Here is a 20,873-nt window from a genome sequence, read left to right as displayed (position 1 = left end):
TTGCCGGATGTGGTGGGTGCCCCGTTCGCGGGACGGTTTCAGGTATGGCCCTCCACACCGAGCTGCTCCCGCCGACGGCGCTGACCGCACCACTGCGGCCGCTGACCGCGCGGGTTCGGGTCGCSCGCCGCCCGCCGGGGGGCGGTCGCGGCGGGAGGGGGGCCGCCAAGCTGCTCGTCTCCGGCGCCCTCGCCACCGGAATCGTGGCCCTCGCCCTGCCCAAGGTGGCGGGTGCCCAGTGGGTCGACATCGCCACCGTGCTCAAGAGCCTGTCGATCGGTCAGCTGGCCGTCCTCGCACTGGTGTGGCTCGCGGGGCTGTGGGTGCACACCCCGGCCCTGACCGCCGCGATGCCCGGGTTGTCGCACCGCCGGGCCCTCATGCTCAACCTCACCGGATCCTTCGTCTCCAACCTGCTCCCCCTGGGCGGCGCCGCCGGCACGGTGGCCAACTGGCGGATGGCTCGGTCGTGGGGCTTCGAGTCACCCGCCTTCGCCCGCTGGGCCGTGCTGACCAACCTCGTCGACACCCTGCTCAAGTTCATCCTGCCCGGTCTGGCGCTGTGCTGGCTCGGGGTGGCCGGCGTCGAGGTGTCCAGCAGCGTCAGCACTGCGGCCTACCTCGGCCTGGGTCTGCTCACCGGCAGCGTCGCCGCCGTGTGGCTGGTCGCGCGTGACGACCGGGCCGTGCGCTGGCTGGGCCGCCTCGCCGACCGCGTGGTCGCGCGGGTGCGGTTCCTCCCCGTCGCCGACGAGGGGTATGCCGAGCGTGCCGCGTCGTTCCGCCGCGAGAGTGCCGGGCTGGTGGCCGCCGGCTGGGGACGGATGGTCGGTGGCAAGCTCGCGTATGCCGCGCTGCAGGCCGTGCTCCTCTGGGCCTGTCTGCGCGTGGTCGGGGCCGACGTGCCCCCCGCCGTGGTCGGGGCAGCCTTCGCCGTCGAGCGCATCCTCACGATGGTGGCGATCACGCCCGGTGCGACCGGCATCGTCGAGCTCGGCATGACCGGGGTGCTGGTGGCCTTCCACGGCGAACCGGCCGTTGCCGCGGCGGGTGTGCTTCTCTACCGGGCGTTCATCTTCGGCATGGAGATCCCGGTGGGCGGGCTGTCGATGCTGGCCTGGTCGCTGCGCCGGCGCAGCCTGGCCCTCGCCGCCTGACTCACGCTCCGACCCCGCGAGTTTGAAGGATCCGACGGGTCCTGGTGCGTCGGATCCTTCAAACACTCGGCGCCAGGCCGCGGACCCCAGCGTCCGCCCCCTCGCCGCACGGTGTGGTTCGTCAGTCAGAGCGCTCGAGGAGGAAGGCGAGTACGGCGGCCTGGGTTCGCAGCCGCCCGGCATACTCCCCGAGCCCGCCAGCCTCCGACTCCTGGGCGGCGTGGACGCGCTCCTGGCGCTCGCCCTCGACGATCTCGCGCACCTCCTCGGGCGTCAGTTCGCGGCGAGGCGCCTCCGTGGCACCCACCCCGACCGCTGCTCCGGCGATCGGGCCCTCAGTGAGCGCAGAGGCGTCGTCGACGGGCACGGCTTCGGCATTCGCGATCGCGGCGAGCGCCGAGCGGACGACGTCGACGGTGTCCTTGTCGCCGACGCGCATCGCGGGCAGCAGCGAGGACTGCAAAAGGGCTCGCAGGTCGGCGCTCACGACTCGATCCTGCCACCTGCCCTCTCAAGCAAAGGTTGGTGCAGGGGGTTGCTCCGGGGGGTTGCTGCAGGGGCTGGCTGCAGGGCGGGGCGGGATGAGCACCGAGGTATGCCGCCTGGCCGGCTCAGGGTGCGGTGGCCTTGAAGCCGCGCAGGCGCAGGCTGTTGGTCACGACGAAAACCGAGGACAGTGCCATCGCGGCACCGGCGATCATCGGACTGAGCAGGCCCAGTGCGGCGAGCGGGATGGCGGCGACGTTGTAGGCGAAGGCCCAGAAGAGGTTGCCCTTGATGATGCCGAGCGTGCGCCGGGCCAACCGGATCGCGTCCGGGGCCGACCGGAGGTCCCCGCGGACCAGCGTGAGGTCGCTCGCCTCGATGGCCACGTCGCTCCCGGTGCCCATGGCCAGGCCGAGGTCGGCCTGGGCCAGAGCTGCCGCGTCGTTGACCCCGTCGCCGACCATCGCGACCGTCTTGCCTTGCGCCTGAAGGCGTTTCACGACGTCGACCTTCTCCTGGGGCAGCACGTCGGCGATGACGTCGTGGATGCCGACCTGGCCCGCGATCTCGCGTGCGGCGGCCGCGTTGTCACCGGTGAGGAGGATCGGGTGCAAGCCCAGCGCCTTCAGCTCGGCAACCGCCTCGGCCGAGCTCTCCTTGACGGTGTCGGCGACGACCAGCACCCCGCGGGCGACGCCGTCCCAGGCGACCACCACGGCAGTGGCGCCCCGCTGCTGGGCCGTGTTCACGGCATACGCGAGCTGGTCGGGGACGGGGACGGACCAGTCGGTGAGCAGGCGAGGCCGACCCACCACCACGGCGTGGCCGTCGACGGTGCCCCGGACCCCGAGGCCCTCGGCGCTCGCGAAGCCCTCCACGGCCGGGACCCTGCCGGCCTCGCGTGCGGCGGCTCCGATGGCGCGGGCGACGGGGTGCTCCGAGGCGTCTTCCAGCGCCCCCGCCAGGCGCAGCACCTCCACAGCGTCTTCGCCGTCGGCGGGCACGACCTCGGTCAGGGTCATCCGCCCCGTGGTGACGGTGCCGGTCTTGTCGAGCACGACCGTGTCGACGCGACGGGTCGACTCCAGGACCTCGGGGCCGCGGATGAGCAACCCGAGCTGGGCGCCGCGCCCGGTGCCGACCATGAGGGCCGTCGGGGTCGCGAGGCCCAGTGCGCACGGACAGGCGATGATCAGGACCGCGACAGCCGCGGTGAAGGCTGCGGTCCAGCCGCCGCCGGTGGCTACCCAGACGAGGAGGGTGCCGGCGGACAGGACGATGACGACGGGCACGAAGATCCCGGACACGCGGTCGGCCAGTCGCTGCACGTCGGCCTTGCCGTTCTGGGCGTCCTCGACGAGCCTGGCCATCTGGGCGAGCTGGGTGTCCCCGCCGACCCGGGTGGCTCGCACGACGAGTCGGCCGCCTGCGTTGACGGTGGCTCCGATGACGGCGTCGCCGGGCCCGACCTCTGCCGGCACCGACTCGCCGGTGACCATCGAGGCATCCACGGCCGAGGTGCCCTGCTCGATGGTGCCGTCGGTCGCGATCTTGTCCCCCGGCCGCACGACGAAGCGCATACCCACGGCCAGCTGGTCGACCGGAATGAGCTCCGCGCGGCTGGTGTCGCCTTCCTCGCGGAGGACGGCGACCTCCTTGGCGCCGAGCTCCAGCAACGCTCGCAGCGCTGCGCCCGAGGCTCGCTTTGCGCGCGCCTCGGCGTAGCGACCAGCCAGCAGGAAGGCGGTCACCCCTGCGGCGGCTTCGAGGTAGATGTTGTCGGCGCCGTCACCACGCTCGAGGGCGAACCGGAAGGCGTGGGTCATGCCGGGGGTGCCGGCAGTGCCGAAGAACAACGCGTAGACGGACCAGCCGAACGCGGCCAGGGTGCCGACCGAGATCAGGGTGTCCATGGTCGACTGGCCGTGCCGGAGGTTGGTCCAGGCCGCGCGGTGGAACTGCCAGCCACCCCAGAAGACGACCGGTGCCGCCAACGTGAGCGAAGCCCACTGCCAGTAGCGGAACTGCCACGCCGGGACCATCGCCATCAGCACGACCGGCAGGGCCAGGGCGACGGAGACGAACAGCCGGTGGCGCAGGGCCGCGGTCGGGTCTGGCTCCCTGCTCGCTGCCTGCTCGGGCTCGACGACGGGAAGGGTGGCGGTGTAGCCGGTCCGCTCGACGGTCTCCAGGAGGTCGTCGGTCGTGACGTTCTCGGGGAAGGTGACCTTGGCCTTCTCGGTGGCGTAGTTGACCGTCGCGGTCACGCCGTCGATCTTGTTGAGCTTCTTCTCGATCCGGGTCGCGCACGAGGCGCACGTCATGCCCCCGATGACGAGCTCGACGCTGCTGGGGGAGCTCACGGCACGAGGCTGTAGCTGCCCGCCTCGTCGAGGGCAGCCGCCACCTCGGCAGGGGTGAGCTCGCGCGTCGCGTCGACGGTGACGGCGGAGGTGCCGCCGGCCACGAGGTCGACCCGGACGTCGGTGACGCCGTCGAGCGCCGTGAGCTCCTCCGTCACGGCGCTCGCGCAGTGGCCGCAGGTCATGCCGTCGACGGCGAAGTTCTGGGTGCCCATGTGGTGCTCCTTGCTGATGTCGCGGTGGTGTCGCGGTGGTGGGGGTGCCGCCGAGATGGTCGTGCGGCGGGCTGTCGTGCCAGCGGGCTCAGGAACGGACCAGTCGGGCGATCGCGTCGGAGGCCTCGCGGACCTTCTCCTGCGCCTCGGGCCCACCCTTGCGGGCGGCGTCGACGACACAGTGTCCGAGGTGTTCCTCGAGCAGCTCGAGCGAGAAGGACTGCAGGGCCTTGGTCGCCGCGGACACCTGGGTGAGGATGTCGATGCAGTACTTGTCCTCCTCGACCATGCGCTGCAGCCCGCGAACCTGGCCCTCGATGCGGCGCAGTCGCTTGAGGTGGCTGTCCTTCTGGTCGTGGTACCCGGGCTGCGCTTCGCTCTCACTCATGCACACACCATACCCCCCTATGGTATCCAGTCAACCCCCCGCCCCCACCGCAGTAACCTTTGCCAGCAAAGGAAAATGAATGGCGGACAGGTTGCAACCTGTCCGCCATCACTCAACCTTTGTTAGCAAAGGTTGCTGCACGCTTCGGGGGAAGGGTGTCAGCGCATCGGGTCGAACGGCTTGAGCTGCTCGACCTGCTTGCCGGTGACCATGGTCTCGGCGAGGAGTCGACCGGTGACCGGGCCGAGGGTGATGCCCCACATGCCGTGACCACCCGCGGCGAAGACGCGCGGCGACTTGGTGGCGCCGATGAGCGGCAGGCCGTCGACGGTGCACGGGCGCGAGCCGACCCACTCGTCCTGGCGGTTGTCGAGGTCGGCGCCGCGCAGGAGCGGGCGGGCGGCCTCGGCGATGGCCTGGATGCGGCGCTGGTCGAGTGCGGCCTCGGGCTTGCGGAACTCCATCATCCCGGCGACGCGCAGCCGGTCACCGATCGGCGTGCAGGCGACGCGCTGGGCCGGGAAGTAGACCGGACCGTTGGGCACGTGGTCGATGGCGACGGAGAAGGAGTACCCGCGGCCGGCCTGCACGACGTTCTTCACGCCGAACTGACGAGCCAGCTTGCCGAGCCAGGCACCGGTCGCGAGGACCGCCGCGTCGAACTCCTCGACCGAACCCTCGGCCGTGGTGACAACGACGCCGGCGCCGGTGTCGCGGATGTCGGCGACCGTCGAGGCATCCATGATCTTGCCGCCGCGCGCCTTCACCGAGTCGGCCAGCGCGTGCACGTAGGTGCCGGGGTCGATGAACCGCTGGCCCTTGAGCAGGATGGCCGCGCCGATCTCGTCGGACAGGCTCGGCTCGATGGTGCGGGCCTGGTCACCCGTCAGGGCGTCGAACTCGATGTCCTGCCCGGCGGCGTGGATGTGCTCGATCTCCTCGAGCAGGGTCACGCGCTCGGCCTCGGTGCGGTAGGACGCGAGAAACGACTTGGCCTCACGGGTGTCGGCCTGGACACCACCGTCGCGCAGCAGGTCGAAGCTCTCGAGCGACAGGTCGTTGACCGGCACGAGCGAGCCCATGGCCTTCTTCCAGGCCTTCATCGTCGAGTTCTTGGTGAACCCGGTGACGAACTTGAGGAACTTGGGGTCGGCGCTCGGCGGCACGTAGACCGGCGAGGACGGCGACAGGACGGCGCGCAGGCCGTACTTGAGCACGGCCGGCTCCGGAAGCGGCGTCGCGATGCCCGGCGTGAGCCACCCGGCGTTGCCCCACGACGAACCCGCGGCGACACCCTCGCGGTCGAGGACGGTCACCTCGACACCGTGCTCCTGGAGGAACCAGGCGGTGGACAGACCGACCATGCCGGCGCCGACGACGGCGACGCGCTGGGGAACGGGAAGACCTGCTGCGGTGATGGGAGCCATGCATCGAGAGTGACAGGACGACGGGTATGCCGCCTTGTCCCAACAGCACGAATCAGATCCATTCGCTTGTGTTGAGGACACAACCCGCGCGATGCTGGGTGGGTGCTTGCCGTCACCGACCTCGTGGCCGCCCTCGGCGGCCTCCTTGCCCTGGGCGTCGAGCGTGACGGCGCCGAGGTCGACGACCTCACCATCGCCGAACCGGCTCAGGGCATCGTGGGCCAGCCGGGCGACCTGGTCCTGGGGGTGGGGGTGGAGTCGGCGGAGGCCGCTTCCGACCTCGTGCAACGCGCCGCGTCGGCCGGCGCCGGAGGGGTGGTGCTCCGGCGGAGCATAGCCCGGCGGCGCACGGTTCGCGACCGCGCCCGGCGCAGTGGGATCGCCCTGGTGGAGCTCGCGGAACAGGCGTCCTGGGCCCACCTCGTCTGGTTGCTGCGTGGCGTCATCGACAGGGCGGCGGTCGGACCGGGGCGGCGCGACGACGCACCGGTGCAGGACGACCTGTTCGCGCTCGCCGACGCGGCGGCCGCCCTGGTCGACGCCCCCGTCACGATCGAGGACGCCCAGTCGAGGGTGCTCGCCTACTCCTCACGCCAGGACCTCGCCGACCCCGCCCGCGTGTCGACGATCGTGGGTCGGCGCGTGCCCGACGAGGTGCTCGCGACCCTGCGCGCGCAAGGCGTGTTCCGACGGCTCGCCCGGTCGGCGGAGCCCGTCTACGTCCCGGCCTCGGGAGGCACCAAACCCCGGCTGGTCATCCCCGTGCGCGCCGGCGGTGAGTGGTTGGGCTCCATCTGGGCCGTGGTGGAGGAGCGCCCGCCCGCGGCCCTCGTCACCGAGCTGGTCCAGACCTCGTCCGTGGTTGCCCTTCACCTGCTGCGGTTGCGCGCCCAGGCCGACCTCTCACGCCGCGTCGCGGCCGACCGCCTGCGCGGTGTCCTGTCCGGCAACGTCGCGGGTGCGGAGGACTGGCTGCCCCCAGGTCCGTGGCGCGTCGTCGCGCTCGGCGGGGAGGGTGACCCCGTCCGCCTGCTCGACCTCTGGGAGTCAGTGTGCCGTCGGCACGCGTGGAACCAGCCGCTGCTCGCCGACCTCGACGGCCGCGGGTATGCCGTGGTGCGCGACTCCGAGGACGACTCACCGGGCACGTGGGGCTGGCTCAGCTCGGTGGTCGGCCAAGCGCGTGACGAGGCGGTGGCACTGACCGCGCGAGCCGGCCGTACGGCATACACGCCGGGGGAGCTGGAGCGCTCGCGAGGCGAGGCGCAGGAGACGGATCGCGTGGTGGGACAGGGCGGTTCGGTGGGACAGGGAAGTTCGGCGGGACAGGGAAGTTCGGCGGGACAGGGAAGTTCGGCGGGACAGGGACCCCCCGTCGTGTCGCACGAGGAGGTGTGGGCCGAGGTCACGGTCGCGCGGGCGGCCAGCACGCTGGTCGGCGACCCGCTCGGGCCCCTCGAGGTGCTGCTGGGCCACGACGCGGAGCACCACAGCGACTACCTGCTCACCCTCGCCGCCTGGCTGGACCACCCGGGGGCGCCCACCCGCGCTGCCCGGTCGATCCACGTGCACCCCAACACGATGCGCTACCGGATGGCCCGCATTGCCGACCTCGCCGGTCTCGACCTCGAGGACGCGACCGTGCGGCTCGCGGTCCGCCTCCAGATCGCGGCGGCCCAGTCCGGGCCCTAGTCGTCAGTCCACCCAGTAGTTGTCGTGGTAGCGCATGAACTCGTCACGCTCCTGCTCGGTCATCGTCTCGCCGGCGGCGACGCGGGCCAGTCCCTCGAAGTAGGCCTCCCGGGGTGCGCCAGGAGCAAAGTGCAGCAGCATCGAGGCGGCGCCCGACTCGTTCCGGAAGCCGTGCAGGCCGCCCGGCGGGACATGGGCGTAGTCACCCGCGCGGGTGACGTTCCAGCGGTTCCCGTCGAAGATGCTCACCTCGCCGGACAGGATGTAGAACGACTCGGCGATGGTCTTGTGGAAGTGCGAGTCCGGACCGCTGGGCGGGCCAGCGAACTCCCAGCGGTACAGGCCGAAGAGCCGGCCCGTCGAGTCGCCGGTCGACAGGTAGTGGACCCGGTTTCCGTTGGGGTAGATGACATCTGGCGCCGCGTCGCTGAGGCGGATGGTCGCGCTGACCTCGCCGGTGGTGCCGTCGTAGAGGGGCGGTGGATAGCTCATGCGAGCCATCCTGCCCGGGTCAGGCGGTGGCGCGTGCCGGAAGGCGCTGCGGCGTCGTCGACGAGTCCCCCTGCCGATCAGGGGTGGACCGTCCCGAGCAGTTCGGCGTAGCGCGTCAGCACTGTTGCGCCGCGCTCGTCTTCCGGTGGGTCGAGGGTCGCCTCGATCCGGACGTCCCACGACGGCGGCTCGTCGGCCGCACTGAGGACCCACGCGGCCTGCCGGGCGGCTCCCAGCCCGACGTACTCACCCGGCGCGGGGATGGCCACGGGCACGCCGAACAGGCTCGGAGCCACCGCGCGCACGGCTGCCGAGGCGGACGCACCACCGATGAGCAGCACCCGCTGGACCGGGATGCCGAGGTCGCGCAGGTCGTCCACCCCGGCGACGAGGTTGGCGAGCATCCCCTCGACCGCGGCGCGGGCGAGGTTCTCCGGTGTCGTGTTGGCGCGGGTCATCCCGCCGAGGGTGCCGGTGGCCTCGGGCAGGTTAGGCGTCCGCTCTCCGTCGAGGTAGGGCAGCAGGGTCAGGCCGCCGGCGCCGGGCTCGGCGCGCAGGGCCAACCGGTCCAGGCCGGGCAGGTCGGTGCCCAGCAGCTGGGCTGCCGCGGTCAGCACCCGGGCGGCGTTGAGCGTGCACATCAGGGGCAGGTGCCCGCCCGAGGCACTGGCGAACCCGGCCACGTCACCACGCAGGTCCTTGACCGGGGTGGGGCAGTCCGCGAACACGGCGCCACTCGTCCCCAGCGACACGACCACGTCTCCGGGCCGCAGCCCGAGACCCAGGGCCGCGCCGGCGTTGTCCCCGGTCCCCGGCCCGACGACCACCCCGGCATCGGTGGTGCCCGCTGCCTCGGACGGCCCGAGCACGCGCGGGGTGCCGAACTCGCGGCCGAAGGCGAGGAGCTGGAGGTCGGGCAGATAGCTCCCCTCCGCCGCCGAGAAGTAACCCGTGCCGGAGGCGTCGCCGCGATCGGTCACGTGAGAGTCGAAAGCGTTCCCCTGCTTGAGGATCTGGCCGGTCAGCCAGTCGTGGGGCAGGACGACCTGGGCGACGCGCGCGGCATTCTGTGGCTCGTGCTCGGCCAGCCACCGCACCTTCGTGACGGTGAAGCTCGGCACCGGCACCGAACCGGTGCGCTCCACCCAGGTCGCCGACCCCAGCTCCTCCACGAGGTCGCGCGAGGCCTGCGCGGAGCGGGTGTCGTTCCACAGCAGTGCGTCCCGGACCACCTCGCCGGACTCGTCCAACGCGCACATGCCGTGCTGCTGGCCTCCGACCGAGATCGCGGACACGCCCTCGAGGAGGTTGTCGGTCGTCGCCGCCCCGAAGGCCTCCCACCACCGGTCGGGGTGCACCTCCGTGCCGTCGGGGTGCGGTGCCCTGCCGGTCCGCACGATCTCGCCGGTCGCGGCGTCACAGACCACGACCTTGGTCGACTGCGTGGACGAGTCGACCCCTGCGACGAGGGTGCGTGGGGCGTCGGTCATGGATTCCTCCGGGTCGATGGTGCGGCGTCCGCTCGGCTGACCAGGGTCGAGGGGTTGAAGGTCGAGGCGTGAAGGGCGTGGGGTCAGCGCTGAGGGGTGATGACGGACTTGATCGCACCCGGGCTGTCCCGCGCCGCGGTCAGGGCAGCCGCCGTCTCGGCCAACGTGAACCTGCCGGTCACGAGCCGCTCCAGGTCGACCTGGCCCGAGGCCGCCAGGGCGATGGCGGTGGGCCAGGTGCCGGCATAGCGGAACGTGCCCGTGACGACGAGCTCTCGTTCCTGGACGACGGACAGGGGCAGGGGAAGCTCGTCGCCACCCATCCCGACCAGCACCGCCCGACCGGCCGGAGCAAGCGCGCGGATGCCGTCCCCGGTGGCGCCGGGGTGCCCCGAGCACTCGAGGAGCACGTCGGGAGCCCGCCGACCGGCATACCCGGCGGTGATGGTCTGGTCACCGGAGGCGATGGTGCGCGTCGCGCCGAGCTCGGTCGCCACGGCGAGCCGTTGTTCGTGGAGGTCGGCGACGACGATCTCGCTCGCGCCGCACGCCCGGGCCACCTGGACGCACACCAGGCCGATCGGTCCGGCGCCCGTGACCAGCACCCGCGACCCGGCGCCCACCCCACCCTTGCGGCAGGCCCAGACCCCGACCGAGAGGGGCTCGAGCAGCGCCGCGGCCTCGTCGCTCACGGAGTCGGGAACCGGATGGGCAAAGGCGTGGTGGATCGTCACGAGCTCGGCCAGCGACCCGTCGACCGGGGGTGTGGCGTGGAACCGCATGTCGGGACACAGGTTGTAGCGCCCGCCCAGGCACTGCTCGCACGCGCGGCACGGGACCCCCGGCTCGATCGACACGCGCTGGCCCACGCGGGCGCGGTCCACGTCGTCGCCCACCGCCTCGACGACTCCCGACGCCTCGTGGCCGAGGACCAGCGGCGACTCCACGACGAAGCGTCCGATCCGCCCGTGGTCGAAGTAGTGCGTGTCCGAGCCGCAGACTCCGACGGCGTGCACACGGACCAGGACCTCGTCGGCGGCAGGGGTGGGTGTGGGCCGCTCGACCACCTCGACGTCGCCGGGCCGGTTCAGCACTGCGACGCGCATCGGGTCACCCTTCTCCGGCGCCTGCCGTGGCGCTCCAGGCTTCCAGCGTCGCCCGTGCCCCCAGCGTGTGCAACCGGTCCAGGGCGTGGAGGTATGCCGCGGCGAAGCGCTCGTCGTCGGCCAGGTCCCCGAACAGGTCGCGGTCGCGAAGGAAGGCGAGCGGGTCGTCCTGGCGCCTGGCCGCCGCGGCCATCACCCGGTCCTTGAGCCGGTCGACCACCTCGATGGGCTTGCCCCGCTCGTCCACGCCCTCGGCGTAGCGGGCCCACGAGGCCACCACCAGCGCGGACAGCTCGATCTCGCCGCCACTGCGCAGGTTGGCGTTGATCACGGGGACCAGCCACTTGGGGATGCGGTCGCTGGACTCGGCGCACAACCGGGCGAGGGTGTCGCGCACCTCGGGGTTCGCGAACCGTTCGACGAGCTGGTGGCGGTAGGCGTCGAGGTCGACGCCCGGCACCTCCGGCAGGGTCGGGGTCCCTTCGCGCTCCATGTAGGACAACAGGAACGACGCGAAGAGCGGGTCCTGGCAGACCTCGTGCGCGTACCGGTAGCCCGCCAGGAAGCCGAGGTAGCACAGCGCCTGGTGACTGGCGTTGAGCAGCCGGAGCTTCATCAGCTCGTAGGGCACCACGTCGTCGACCATCTGGACGCCGGCCCGCTCGAACGGCGGACGCCCCTGCCCGAAGCGGTCCTCCAGCACCCACTGGGTGAACGGCTCGCACACCACGGGCCAGCCGTCGGCGACGCCGAAGTCCTCGGCCAGCCGCTCGGTGTCGTGCGCGGTCGTCACCGGTGTGATCCGGTCGACCATGCAGTTGGGGAAGGCCACCTCGGCCTCCATCCAGTCCGCGAGCCCGGGATCCTTGAGCCGCGCGAAGGCGCAGATCATCCGCTTCGCGACGTCGCCGTTGTCCGGCAGGTTGTCGCAGCTCATCACGGTAAACGGCGCACGTCCCTCGGTGCGCCGACGGTCCAGCCCCGCCGTGACGAACCCGAAAACCGTTGCGGGAGAGCCGCCTCCGGCGAAGTCAGCCGCGAGGTCGGCCCGGATCGACGGGTCCGACGCGTCGAACTCACCGGTCGTCTGGTTGACGAGGTAGCCGCCCTCGGTGATGGTCAACGAGACGATCCGCGTCTGGTCGTCGGCGAGCCGGTCGACGACGGCCTTGGGATTGTCGGGCGCGAACATCACCTCGATCACCGAACCGATCACCCGCGGTTCGCGGTGGCCGTCAGGGTGCTTGACGACGAGCGTGTAGAGCCCGTCCTGGGCCCGCAGGGTGTCGATGATCCTGCGGTCGTGCGGCAGCGCCCCGACGCCGCACAGCCCCCACTCCAGGGCCAGGCCCTCGTTCATCAGGGCGTCGAGGTACATCGCCTCGTGCGCGCGGTGGAAGCCGCCCACGCCGAAGTGCACGATGCTCGCGGTGACCTTCGAGCGGTCGTATGCCGGCCGGCGCACCTCCTGGCCCAGCTCACCGAGGGTGTTCTGGGACAAGGCGATCGGGGAGGGGGTGGCCGGAGACGTCTCCGTCACTTCACCGCGCCCATCGACAGGCCCTGCACCAGCTTGTCCTGGGCCGCGAACCCGGCGGCGAGGACTGGCAGCGACACCACGAAGGACGCGGCGCACACCTTGGCGAGGAACAGTCCCTGACTGGTCACGAACCCAGTCAAGAACACAGGAGCAGTTCCCGCCACCGTGCTGGTCAGCACCCGGGCCAGGAGCAGCTCGTTCCAGCTGAAGATGAAGCAGATCAGCGCTGCCGAGGCGATGCCCGGCATCACGACGGGCGCGACGATGTCCCTGAGGGTCCTGGTCAGGCTCGCGCCGTCGACCGAGGCGGCCTCGAGCATCTCGACCGGCACCTCCGCCAGGAACGAGCGGAGCATCCAGACAGCGATCGGGAGGTTCATCGAGGTGTACAGCAGGATCAGCCACCAGATGTTGTCGAGCAGGCCGACCTTCTGCGCGAACAGGTAGAGCGGCAGGATGCCGGCCACGATCGGCAGCATCTTGGTCGAGAGGAAGAAGAACAGGACGTCTGTCCACTTCTTCACGGGCCGGATCGACAGGGCGTAGGCGGCGGGGAAGGCCAGCAGCAGGACGAGGATGGTCGACAGGACGCTGGCGGTCAGCGAGTTGAGCAGTGGCGGCCAGGGTCCGGCGTCGAAGAAGGACCGGTACCCGTCGAGCGAGAGGGGCGCGAAGAAGTCTGGCGGGTTCTTGGCCGCGTCGTTCTCGTTGTGCAGGGAGGTCAGGACCATCCACAGCACGGGGAGGGCGAAGAGGATGCCCACGATCCACGCAGCGGCGGAGAGGAGCACGCCGCTGCGTGGAGGCTTCGCGTGGTTGATCTCCTGCGTCGTGATGGTCATGAGTCCTCCCGGAACAAGCTGAACGCGGTCCGCAACGCTGCGGTCGCGATGATGATCGTGCCGATGACCACGACGACGCCGGCAGCCGACGCCCGGCCGTAGTCCTGCGCCGTGTAGAAGGTCTGGTAGATGAAGTACGGCAGGTTGGCCGTGCCGAGACCGCCGGACGTGATCGTGAAGACGTGGTCGAAGTTCTGCACGACGTAGATCGCTCCGAGCAGACCCGACAGCTCGATGTACTGGCGCAGGTGCGGGAGCGTCATGGTGGTGAAGATCTGCCAGCTGCTGGCCCCGTCGATCCGTGCGGCCTCGACGACGTCCAGGGGTCGGCTCTGCAGCCCTGCCAGCAGGATCAGCATCATGAACGGCGTCCACTGCCAGACCAGCGCGGCGATGATGGCGGCCAGTGGGTTGTTGGTGATCCAGTCGGGCTGCGGCGCGTTGTCGCCGAAGAGAGTCTTGAGCAGTCCGTTGAAGAGGCCGTACTCAGGGTTGTAGAGCGCGTGCTTCCACAGCAGGGCCGCAGCCACGGGAACGATGAGGAACGGCGTGATCATCATCGTGCGCACCACGCCCTGCCCGCGGAACTTGCGGTCGAGCAGCAGCGCGATGCCCAAGCCCAGCACCAGGCAGATCAGGACGACCGAGACGGTCAGCAGGATCGTGACCCAGACGGCCTTGCGGGTGTTGGTGTCGGTGAAGACCCGGGCGAAGTTGTCGACGCCGGCGAAGCCGCGCTCGTCCGGGTAGTAGGCGTTCCAGTTCATGAACGAGATGACGATCGTGGCGACGAACGGAAGCTGCGTCATCAGGATCGTGAAGATGAGCGCAGGCAGCAGCGGCGCCCGCCGTGCCCAGTCGCCGGAGCGCTGGAGTGCCTTGCTCGGAACCGATGGCTCGGCAGCCGTCGTGCTTCTGCTGGCGGTCGTGGACGACATCACTGCCCCCTTGCCTGGTAGCGCTCGGCGACGTCCTCGGCGAGCTGCTGGCCCCGCTTCAACGCGTCGTCGACCGACGTCTTGCCGGCGATCGCCGAGCTGACGTCCTGACTGACCTGGGTCCCGAGATCGGGGAACTCGGGAATGTCGACGAACTGGATCCCGATGGCGGGCCGGGGTTGCACGCCGGGGTTCACCGGATCGGCGGCCTCGATGGCCGCCCTGGTCGGGTCGGCGAAGGCCGAGGCGACCTTGAGGTACTCGGGGTTCTCGTAGGTCGAGGCACGCTTGCCCGCGGGGACGCTGGTCCAGCCGATCTTGCTGCCCACGAGGTTCTCGTACTTCTTCCCGCTGGCCCAGGAGATGAACTTCCAGGCGTTGTCCTTCTTGGTGCTGGCCTGCTGGATGGACCAGGACCAGGCGTAGAGCCACCCGGAGGAGTCGGTCTTCACCACGGGAGCCGGGGCGTAGCCGAACTTGCCCTTGGTGGGGGAGTCGTCCGCCTCGAGGGATCCAGCGGCAGACGTGGCGTCGTACCACATGGCCACGTTGCCCTGAACGAGGTTGTTGAGGCACTCGGTGAAGCCCGCTTGCGGTGCGCCCTTCTCACCGTGGGCCCGCACGAGGTCGACGTAGAAGCTGACTGCCTCCTTGAACTCGGGGGAGTCGACACCGGGGGTCCAGTCCTTGGTGAACCAAGCCCCCCCGAACGTGTTGACCACGGTGGTCAGGGGGGCGAAGAGCTGACCCCAGCCGGGCTGGCCGCGCAGGCAGATCCCCCGCATGCCCGGCTCCGCGCCGTCGACCTTGGCCGCGATGTCTGCGACCTCCTGCCACGTGGGTTTGGCCGGCATCGTGATGCCCTTCGCCGCGAGGACGTCCTTGCGGTACATGAGGAAGGAGGACTCGCCGTAGAACGGCTCGCCGTAGACCTTGCCCTCGCTCGACAGCGAGGTGGTCATCGACTTGAGGATGTCTGCCTGGTCGAACTCGGTGTCCGACGCGAGGTAGGAGTCGAGCGGCGCGATCCACTTCGCCTTGGCGTAGATCGGGATCTCGAAGTTGCTCAACGACGCCACGTCGTACTGGCCGGCCTGGCTGGAGAACTCCTGGCTGATCTTGTCCCTGACGTCGTTCTCGGGCAGCACGGTGAAGTTGACCCGGATGCCGGTCTCCTTGGTGAAGTTGTCGGCCGTGAGCTTCTGGAGGTCGACCATCTGGGGGTTGTTGACCATGAGGACGTTGATGCTGTTCGCGCCACCGCCTCCCACGCCGCCTCCGCCCCACCCGGCACAGGCCGACAGGCTGAGCGCCAGGCCGGTCGCCCCCGCGACCAGCGTGGCCCTGGAGTTTCGACTTCGCACGCGTCCTCCTCCGTCGCCATTGACGGCGTCAGTTTGACTACTGCTCATATGAGCGCCATGATGCCCAAACGAGTAAGACGAGTAAATCCTCGCGACGCCAACCTGTCAACGGCAAGGATGTGCACGTGATCGACGACGGCCCCGCCGAGCTGGTGATGCTCGCTGCCGTCGCCCGCCGCCACTACCTGCAGAACCAGTCGAAGGTCGAGATCGCCGACGAGCTCGGCATCAGCCGGTTCAAGGTCGCCCGCATGCTGGAGGCGGCACGGGAGAGGGGGCTCGTCCGCATCGAGATCGTCCGGCAGGGGTCCCTCGACGTCGACGCCTCGGCGCGGCTCCAGGAGCGCTTCGGCCTGGCTCACGCCGTCGTGGTGGACACGGCCGACGCCGACACCGGCGCGGTCCGACACCTGCTGGGCCGCGCCGCCGCAGACCTGCTCTCGGAGGTCCTGGTGGACGGCGACGTCCTCGGGCTGCCGTGGTCGCGCAACGTGCATGCCGTGGTCGCCGCGCTGACGAGCCTCCCGCGGGTGGAGGTGGTCCAGCTGACCGGGGCGATCGCCCTGCCCGACTTCGACAGCAGTGCCGTGGACATCGTCCGGCGGGCCGCGCGGTTGTCCGGTGGCAAGGCACATGTCTTCTATGCCCCGTTTGTTCTCGACACCAAATCCAGCGCCGATGCGCTGCGTCGCCAACCCGCGGTGCTGGACGGCCTGGCGAGGGCGTCGCTCGTGACCAAGGCAGTCGTCGGCATCGGAGCCTGGGAGCGCGGACAGTCGACCATCCACGACCTCCTCGACGAGGCGGAGCAGCGGGACCTCGCCAGCCGGGGAGTCATCGGCGAGCTGGCCGGGATCTTCTTCGACAAGAACGGAAAAGCATTGCGGCCCAAGGTCGCTGCGCGTTTGATCACCGTGGATCCCGACGACCTCGCCGGGGTGCCCGAGGTGATCGCCGTGGTCGCCGGCGCCTCCAAGGCGAAGGCGGTCAGAGCCGCTCTCGACGGCGGTCTGGTCCAGGGCCTGGTCGTCGACGCCACCCTCGCGGACGTGCTGCTCGCGAGCTGAGCGGGAACCCGTCTGCGAGGGCTGGATCCGGTCAATTCGGGCCTGTGAGGACAAGCCTCGCGAGCCTCTCCTCTTGCGCTAATCGCCACGTGCTGGCATGGTCGAGAACAGATGTAAGCGCTTTCAACGATGAGAGGCAGACCTGTGGCGACCGGTTCGACACCGACCAGCGGGACGACGATCTACTCCGTCGCCGAGCGTGCCGGTGTCTCCATCGCCTCGGTCTCCCGGGTCCTCCAGGGGTCCACCGCCGTGTCCGAGAAGACCCGTCAGCGGGTCCTCGAGGCGGCCGACGAGCTCAAGTACGTGCCCCTCGCAGCCGCCCGCAGCCTCGCAGTGCGACACCACGAAGCCCACGGCCTGGTGCTCCCCGAACTCTCCGGCCCGTACTACTCCGAGCTCCTCATGGGCTTCGAGTCCCGCGCGGCCGAGCTCGGCCAGAGCGTCGTGCTCATGCTGGCCGAGGGCAAGGACGACCTCGTCCGCGCTGTCCGCAGGCTGGCAACCCGCGTCGACGGCCTGGCCATGCTGGGCTCGGCGGCCATTCCCGAGGACACCGTGACCGCGCTGCACGGCTCCAAGCCCGTCGTCCTCATCGCCGGAGACGCCCGCCCGGACATCGACAGCGTCACCTCGGAGAACACCGGGAGCGCCGCCGAGATCACCAGCCACGTGCTGGCCCACGGTCGCACCAGGATCCGCTTCATCGGTGACCCCGCCTCAGGTCCGGACGTCCGGGACCGCTATGCCGGCTTCGTGGCCGCCCACGAGTCGGCTGGCCTCGTCGCGGCAGAGCCGGTGCGCATCGCGCTGCGCGAGGTCGACGGCACCGCCCTCGCCGATCGGCTCCTGTCAGGAGACCTCTCGGCTGACGCGCTCGTCTGCGCGAACGACGAGCTCGCCCTGGCCGTGATGAAGCGACTGCGCGAAGGCGGCAAGGTCGTCCCTGACGACTTCGCGATCGTCGGCTGGGACGACGTCATGACGGCTCGCTACGTCCAGCCCGGCCTGACCACCGTGCGCCAGCCCGTCCGTGAGCTCGGCGCCCTGGCCGCCGACCGGCTCCACCAGCGCATCACCGGTGCGCCCGTCGGGGACGCCCCTCGGGTCATCCCGACCAGCGTGGTCATCCGATCCTCCTGCGGCTGCAAGCCCCGAGCCGCTCCCGGCTGACCCAGCCGGCTGGGCATACCCCATGCCTCCAGAAGCACAACTGCCGTTAGTCCTTTCCCCCGATGAAAGAGAGAAAACCGATGAGACGCACCTCCGCCATGGCGGTCGCGACGATTGCCGCCGCAGCGCTCACCCTGACGGCCTGCGGCCGTGGTGACGCAGGCTCGACCGCAAAAGAGACAGGCAAGGACGTCAGCTCAGGCAAGGCCACCGGCACCATCACCGTCTGGGCGATGGGTGCAGAGGGTGAGAAGCTCCCCGCCCTCGCCAAGGAGTTCGAAACCGCCAACCCCGGCGCCAAGGTGAACGTCACCGCGATCCCGTGGGACGCGGCGTACCAGAAGTTCACGACCGCGATCACGGCCGGCACCACCCCGGACGCGGCGATGGTCGGCACCACCTGGATGGGTGAGTTCGCCGGCAACGACGCGCTCGACCCCACTCCTCCGTCGATCGACAAGTCCGTGTTCTTCGACGGCGCCCAGAAGACGACCGAGGTCGGAGGCACGTCCTTCGGCGTCCCGTGGTACGTCGAGACCCGTCTCGTCTACTACCGCAAGGACCTCGCCAAGAAGGCCGGCTTCGACACCGCCCCCACGGACTGGGAGGGCCTGAAGTCGATGGCCAAGGCGATGCAGACCAAGGCCGGTGCAAAGTACGGCATGGGCTTCCAGGCCGGCGGTGTCGGCTCCTGGCAGTCGATCATGCCGTTCGGCTGGTCCAACGACGCCGACCTCACCAAGGACGGCGGCAAGGCCTACAACTTCGACAGCCCCGAGGTGCTCGAGGCCGTGAAGTACTACCAGAGCTACTTCACCGACGGGATCTCGGACAAGGCTGCTCCGGCCACCCCGACGACCGAGCCCGACTTCGCCAGCGGCAAGGTGCCGATGTTCATCTCGGGTCCGTGGATGATGTCCGCGGTCGAGAAGGTCGGCGGCGCCGGCTTCAAGGACAAGTACGACGTCATGCCGATCCCGGCCAAGACCAAGTCGTCGTCCTTCGTCGGTGGCTCGGACCTCGTGGTCTTCAAGAAGTCCAAGCAGCGCGACACTGCCTGGAAGTTCATCCAGTGGCTGAGCGACCCCAAGACCCAGGTCAAGTGGTACCAGTCCTCGACCGACCTCCCCGCGGTCAAGTCCGCTTGGCAGGACCCGGCCCTCACCGCTGACTCCAAGCTCGCCGTGTTCGGCAAGCAGCTCGAGACGGCCCAGGCTCCGCCGAGCTTCCCCACGTGGGAGCAGGTCGTCGCCAGCTTCGACACCGAGATGGAGAAGGTCACCAAGAAGGGCGCCGACCCCGCTGCAGCCCTCAAGACCGTGCAGCAGCAGGCTGACTCGATCGGCAGGGCGCGAGTCGCCCGYCCCCCCGCGGGGGTGGCGCCGCGAGGCGAGCTCTGCGTGAGGGGCCGGCAGCGTGGATACTGGCACTGCCGTTCTGCCTGCTCTTCCTCGTCTTCACCGCGTGGCCTGTCATCCAGTCGCTCTTCATGAGCTTCACCGACACCAAGTCACGCGACCTGCGCAGCCCGTTCTCGGTCAACGTCGTGGGCTTCGACAACTTCGCGAAGGCGTTCTCCGACCCCGTCTTCCGCAAGTCGGTCCTCAACACGGCCTACTTCGTCGTCATCGGGATGCCTCTGACCCTGGGCATCGCGCTCGCGGCGGCAGTCGCGCTCGACCGAGGGATCACCCGGTTCCGGTCGGCGTTCCGCCTGGGCTTCTACCTGCCGGTGATCACCTCGATCGTCGCTGTGGCCGTGGTCTGGCGGTTCCTCCTGCAGGAGGACTTCGGGCTCATCAACACCGCGCTGGGCTGGGTCGGCATCACCGGCCCGAACTGGCTCGGCGACCCGCACTGGTCGATGCCCGGCCTGATCCTGATGGCGGCGTGGCGCAACTTCGGCACCGCGATGATCATCTTCCTGGCCGGTCTGCAGGGCGTGCCGTGGGTGCTCCACGAGGCAGCCTCGATCGACGGAGCTAGTGCGTGGCAGCGGTTCCGCCACATCACCCTCCCGATGCTGCGGCCCACCCTGCTCTTCGTGTCCGTGGCCACCTCGATCGGCTACCTCCAGTTCTTCGAGGAGCCGTTCGTCATGACCAACGGTGGCCCGCTCAACAGCACCATCTCGATGTCCATGTACACCTACAAGCAGTTCGGCTTCGGCAACTACGGCTATGCCGCCGCGATGAGCTACATCATCTTCGTCGTCATCGCGATCGTGGCTGCCGTCCAGTTCCGCCTGCTGCGTGACAACACGTGAGGTCGTCATGACTGGAATGAGCTCGCGCGGCCGGTACGCGCTCTACGCACTCCTGTCCGTGCTCATGGTGATGGTCATCGCACCCTTCGTGTGGATGATCCTGGGCAGCTTCAAGACCCAGGGTGAGCTGCTCCAGAGCCCGCCGACCTGGTGGCCGCAGACGGCCACCCTGGACAACTACACGCAGCTCTTCTCCCGGCTGAACTTCAAGCAGTACTTCTTCAACTCCACGGTCGTGGCGGCCTGCGTCACGGCGGGCAACCTGCTGTTCTGCTCGATGCTCGGCTACGCCTTGGCGATGCTCGACTTCAAGGGCAAGAAGATCCTGTTCATGGTGGTGATGGGCACCCTGATGATCCCGGGCGTGGCGATGTTCGTCCCGCTGTTCGTCCTCGTGGCCAACCTCGGGCTCATCGACACCCTGCCCGGCCTGATCCTGCCGTTCCTGGCGACGCCGTTCGGTGTCTTCCTCATGCGGCAGTTCTTCCTCGGCCTCCCCCGCGACCTGCTCGACGCAGGCCGGGTGGACGGCGCGGGCGAGCTGCGGATCTTCCGGCAGATCTTCCTCCCGCTGGCCGGACCGGCCTTGGCAACCCTGGGCATCCTGACCTTCCTCGGCAGCTGGAACAACTTCCTCTGGCCGCTGGTCGTCGCCCAGCAGGAGAAGACCTACACGCTGCCGGTGGCGCTCGCGCTCTACTCCACCGGTCAGAACTCCACGCAGTACGGCCTGCTCCTGGCCGGAGCCACCGTCGTCGTCGTCCCGGTGCTGGCAGTCTTCCTGGTCTTCCAGCGACGCGTGATCGAAGGAATCGCCACCACCGGAATCAAGTAACCGCCGTCACCGGTGGGCCGCCCACCTGCACC

19 protein-coding genes are annotated in these 20,873 nt (G+C 69.9%); 7 read left to right on the top strand and 12 right to left on the bottom strand.

All coding sequences use genetic code 11. The features are described from left to right. The first annotated feature begins 44 nt into the window (after positions 1-44). Positions 45-1,157 (top strand): lysylphosphatidylglycerol synthase transmembrane domain-containing protein, encoded by a 1,113-nt coding sequence (locus tag AC1DS4_RS11380; RefSeq protein WP_477614168.1) that lies wholly within the window; start codon positions 45-47, stop codon positions 1,155-1,157. 121 nt (positions 1,158-1,278) lie between these two features. Here AC1DS4_RS11380 and AC1DS4_RS11375 read toward each other — a convergent pair whose 3' ends face one another. The 5 genes from AC1DS4_RS11375 to AC1DS4_RS11355 all read right to left on the bottom strand — a co-directional run bounded on the left by AC1DS4_RS11375 (position 1,279) and on the right by AC1DS4_RS11355 (position 6,036). Next, positions 1,279-1,644, bottom strand: a complete 366-nt coding sequence (locus AC1DS4_RS11375; protein WP_477624545.1) for a hypothetical protein — start codon at positions 1,642-1,644, stop codon at positions 1,279-1,281. Between the two features lie 124 nt (positions 1,645-1,768). Beyond that, positions 1,769-3,967, bottom strand: coding sequence for a heavy metal translocating P-type ATPase (locus AC1DS4_RS11370; protein ID WP_477632968.1), 2,199 nt, complete (start codon positions 3,965-3,967; stop codon positions 1,769-1,771). Positions 3,968-4,002: 35 nt separating this feature from the next. Continuing rightward, entirely contained in the window at positions 4,003-4,221 is a 219-nt protein-coding gene (locus AC1DS4_RS11365; RefSeq protein ID WP_477624544.1) for a heavy-metal-associated domain-containing protein, read from the bottom strand. Positions 4,222-4,309: 88 nt separating this feature from the next. Then, positions 4,310-4,609: a metal-sensitive transcriptional regulator gene (locus AC1DS4_RS11360; protein WP_477632841.1), complete on the bottom strand. Its 300-nt coding sequence runs from the start codon at positions 4,607-4,609 to the stop codon at positions 4,310-4,312. Between the two features lie 158 nt (positions 4,610-4,767). Then, positions 4,768-6,036 carry an NAD(P)/FAD-dependent oxidoreductase gene (locus AC1DS4_RS11355; protein ID WP_477624543.1) on the bottom strand — a complete coding sequence of 423 codons (1,269 nt, stop codon included), beginning with the start codon at positions 6,034-6,036 and terminating at the stop codon, positions 4,768-4,770. A gap of 102 nt (positions 6,037-6,138) precedes the next feature. On the opposite strand from AC1DS4_RS11355, the gene AC1DS4_RS11350 reads away from it, so the two are divergent. Continuing rightward, on the top strand, positions 6,139-7,728 hold the full coding sequence (locus AC1DS4_RS11350) for a PucR family transcriptional regulator (RefSeq protein ID WP_477624542.1): 1,590 nt from the start codon (positions 6,139-6,141) through the stop codon (positions 7,726-7,728). 3 nt (positions 7,729-7,731) lie between these two features. Here AC1DS4_RS11350 and AC1DS4_RS11345 read toward each other — a convergent pair whose 3' ends face one another. The 7 genes from AC1DS4_RS11345 to AC1DS4_RS11315 form a co-directional block, all read right to left on the bottom strand. Next, positions 7,732-8,220, bottom strand: a complete 489-nt coding sequence (locus tag AC1DS4_RS11345) for a cupin domain-containing protein (protein ID WP_477614162.1) — start codon at positions 8,218-8,220, stop codon at positions 7,732-7,734. 77 nt (positions 8,221-8,297) lie between these two features. Continuing rightward, on the bottom strand, positions 8,298-9,710 hold the full coding sequence (locus AC1DS4_RS11340; RefSeq protein ID WP_477624541.1) for a xylulokinase: 1,413 nt from the start codon (positions 9,708-9,710) through the stop codon (positions 8,298-8,300). Positions 9,711-9,793: 83 nt separating this feature from the next. Continuing rightward, positions 9,794-10,816: an NAD(P)-dependent alcohol dehydrogenase gene (locus AC1DS4_RS11335; protein WP_477632840.1), complete on the bottom strand. Its 1,023-nt coding sequence runs from the start codon at positions 10,814-10,816 to the stop codon at positions 9,794-9,796. A 4-nt stretch (positions 10,817-10,820) separates the two neighbouring features. Beyond that, positions 10,821-12,356 (bottom strand): mannitol dehydrogenase family protein, encoded by a 1,536-nt coding sequence (locus AC1DS4_RS11330; protein ID WP_477624539.1) that lies wholly within the window; start codon positions 12,354-12,356, stop codon positions 10,821-10,823. Then, positions 12,353-13,198, bottom strand: a complete 846-nt coding sequence (locus tag AC1DS4_RS11325) for a carbohydrate ABC transporter permease (protein WP_477614158.1) — start codon at positions 13,196-13,198, stop codon at positions 12,353-12,355. Before AC1DS4_RS11325 ends, AC1DS4_RS11330 begins: the two co-directional genes overlap by 4 nt. Then, the gene (locus tag AC1DS4_RS11320; protein ID WP_477624538.1) at positions 13,195-14,136 is read right to left on the bottom strand and encodes a carbohydrate ABC transporter permease; all 942 of its coding nucleotides are present in this window, start codon (positions 14,134-14,136) and stop codon (positions 13,195-13,197) included. Before AC1DS4_RS11320 ends, AC1DS4_RS11325 begins: the two co-directional genes overlap by 4 nt. Next, complete coding sequence (locus AC1DS4_RS11315; RefSeq protein ID WP_477614156.1) at positions 14,136-15,500, bottom strand: ABC transporter substrate-binding protein; 1,365 nt, start codon at positions 15,498-15,500, stop codon at positions 14,136-14,138. Before AC1DS4_RS11315 ends, AC1DS4_RS11320 begins: the two co-directional genes overlap by 1 nt. A 125-nt stretch (positions 15,501-15,625) precedes the next feature. Between AC1DS4_RS11315 and AC1DS4_RS11310 the strand changes: the two genes are divergently transcribed. From AC1DS4_RS11310 to AC1DS4_RS11290, 5 genes are all read left to right on the top strand, one after another. Beyond that, positions 15,626-16,567 carry a sugar-binding transcriptional regulator gene (locus AC1DS4_RS11310; RefSeq protein ID WP_477614155.1) on the top strand — a complete coding sequence of 314 codons (942 nt, stop codon included), beginning with the start codon at positions 15,626-15,628 and terminating at the stop codon, positions 16,565-16,567. A 144-nt stretch (positions 16,568-16,711) separates the two neighbouring features. Continuing rightward, positions 16,712-17,740, top strand: coding sequence for a LacI family DNA-binding transcriptional regulator (locus AC1DS4_RS11305; RefSeq protein ID WP_477614154.1), 1,029 nt, complete (start codon positions 16,712-16,714; stop codon positions 17,738-17,740). An 80-nt stretch (positions 17,741-17,820) separates the two neighbouring features. Further along, entirely contained in the window at positions 17,821-19,233 is a 1,413-nt protein-coding gene (locus tag AC1DS4_RS11300) for a sugar ABC transporter substrate-binding protein (RefSeq protein ID WP_477646039.1), read from the top strand. After that, the gene (locus AC1DS4_RS11295) at positions 19,137-20,006 is read left to right on the top strand and encodes a carbohydrate ABC transporter permease (RefSeq protein ID WP_477646042.1); all 870 of its coding nucleotides are present in this window, start codon (positions 19,137-19,139) and stop codon (positions 20,004-20,006) included. The genes AC1DS4_RS11300 and AC1DS4_RS11295 overlap by 97 nt, the downstream gene beginning before the upstream one ends. Positions 20,007-20,022: 16 nt before the next feature. Continuing rightward, positions 20,023-20,841 (top strand): carbohydrate ABC transporter permease, encoded by an 819-nt coding sequence (locus AC1DS4_RS11290; RefSeq protein ID WP_477614609.1) that lies wholly within the window; start codon positions 20,023-20,025, stop codon positions 20,839-20,841. Positions 20,842-20,873: the final 32 nt, after the last annotated feature.

This window comes from Pedococcus sp. P3_C7 (assembly GCF_056402615.1).
The sequence above is the reverse complement of the archived record's forward strand: the minus strand, read 5'-3'. Positions and strand labels throughout refer to the sequence as shown.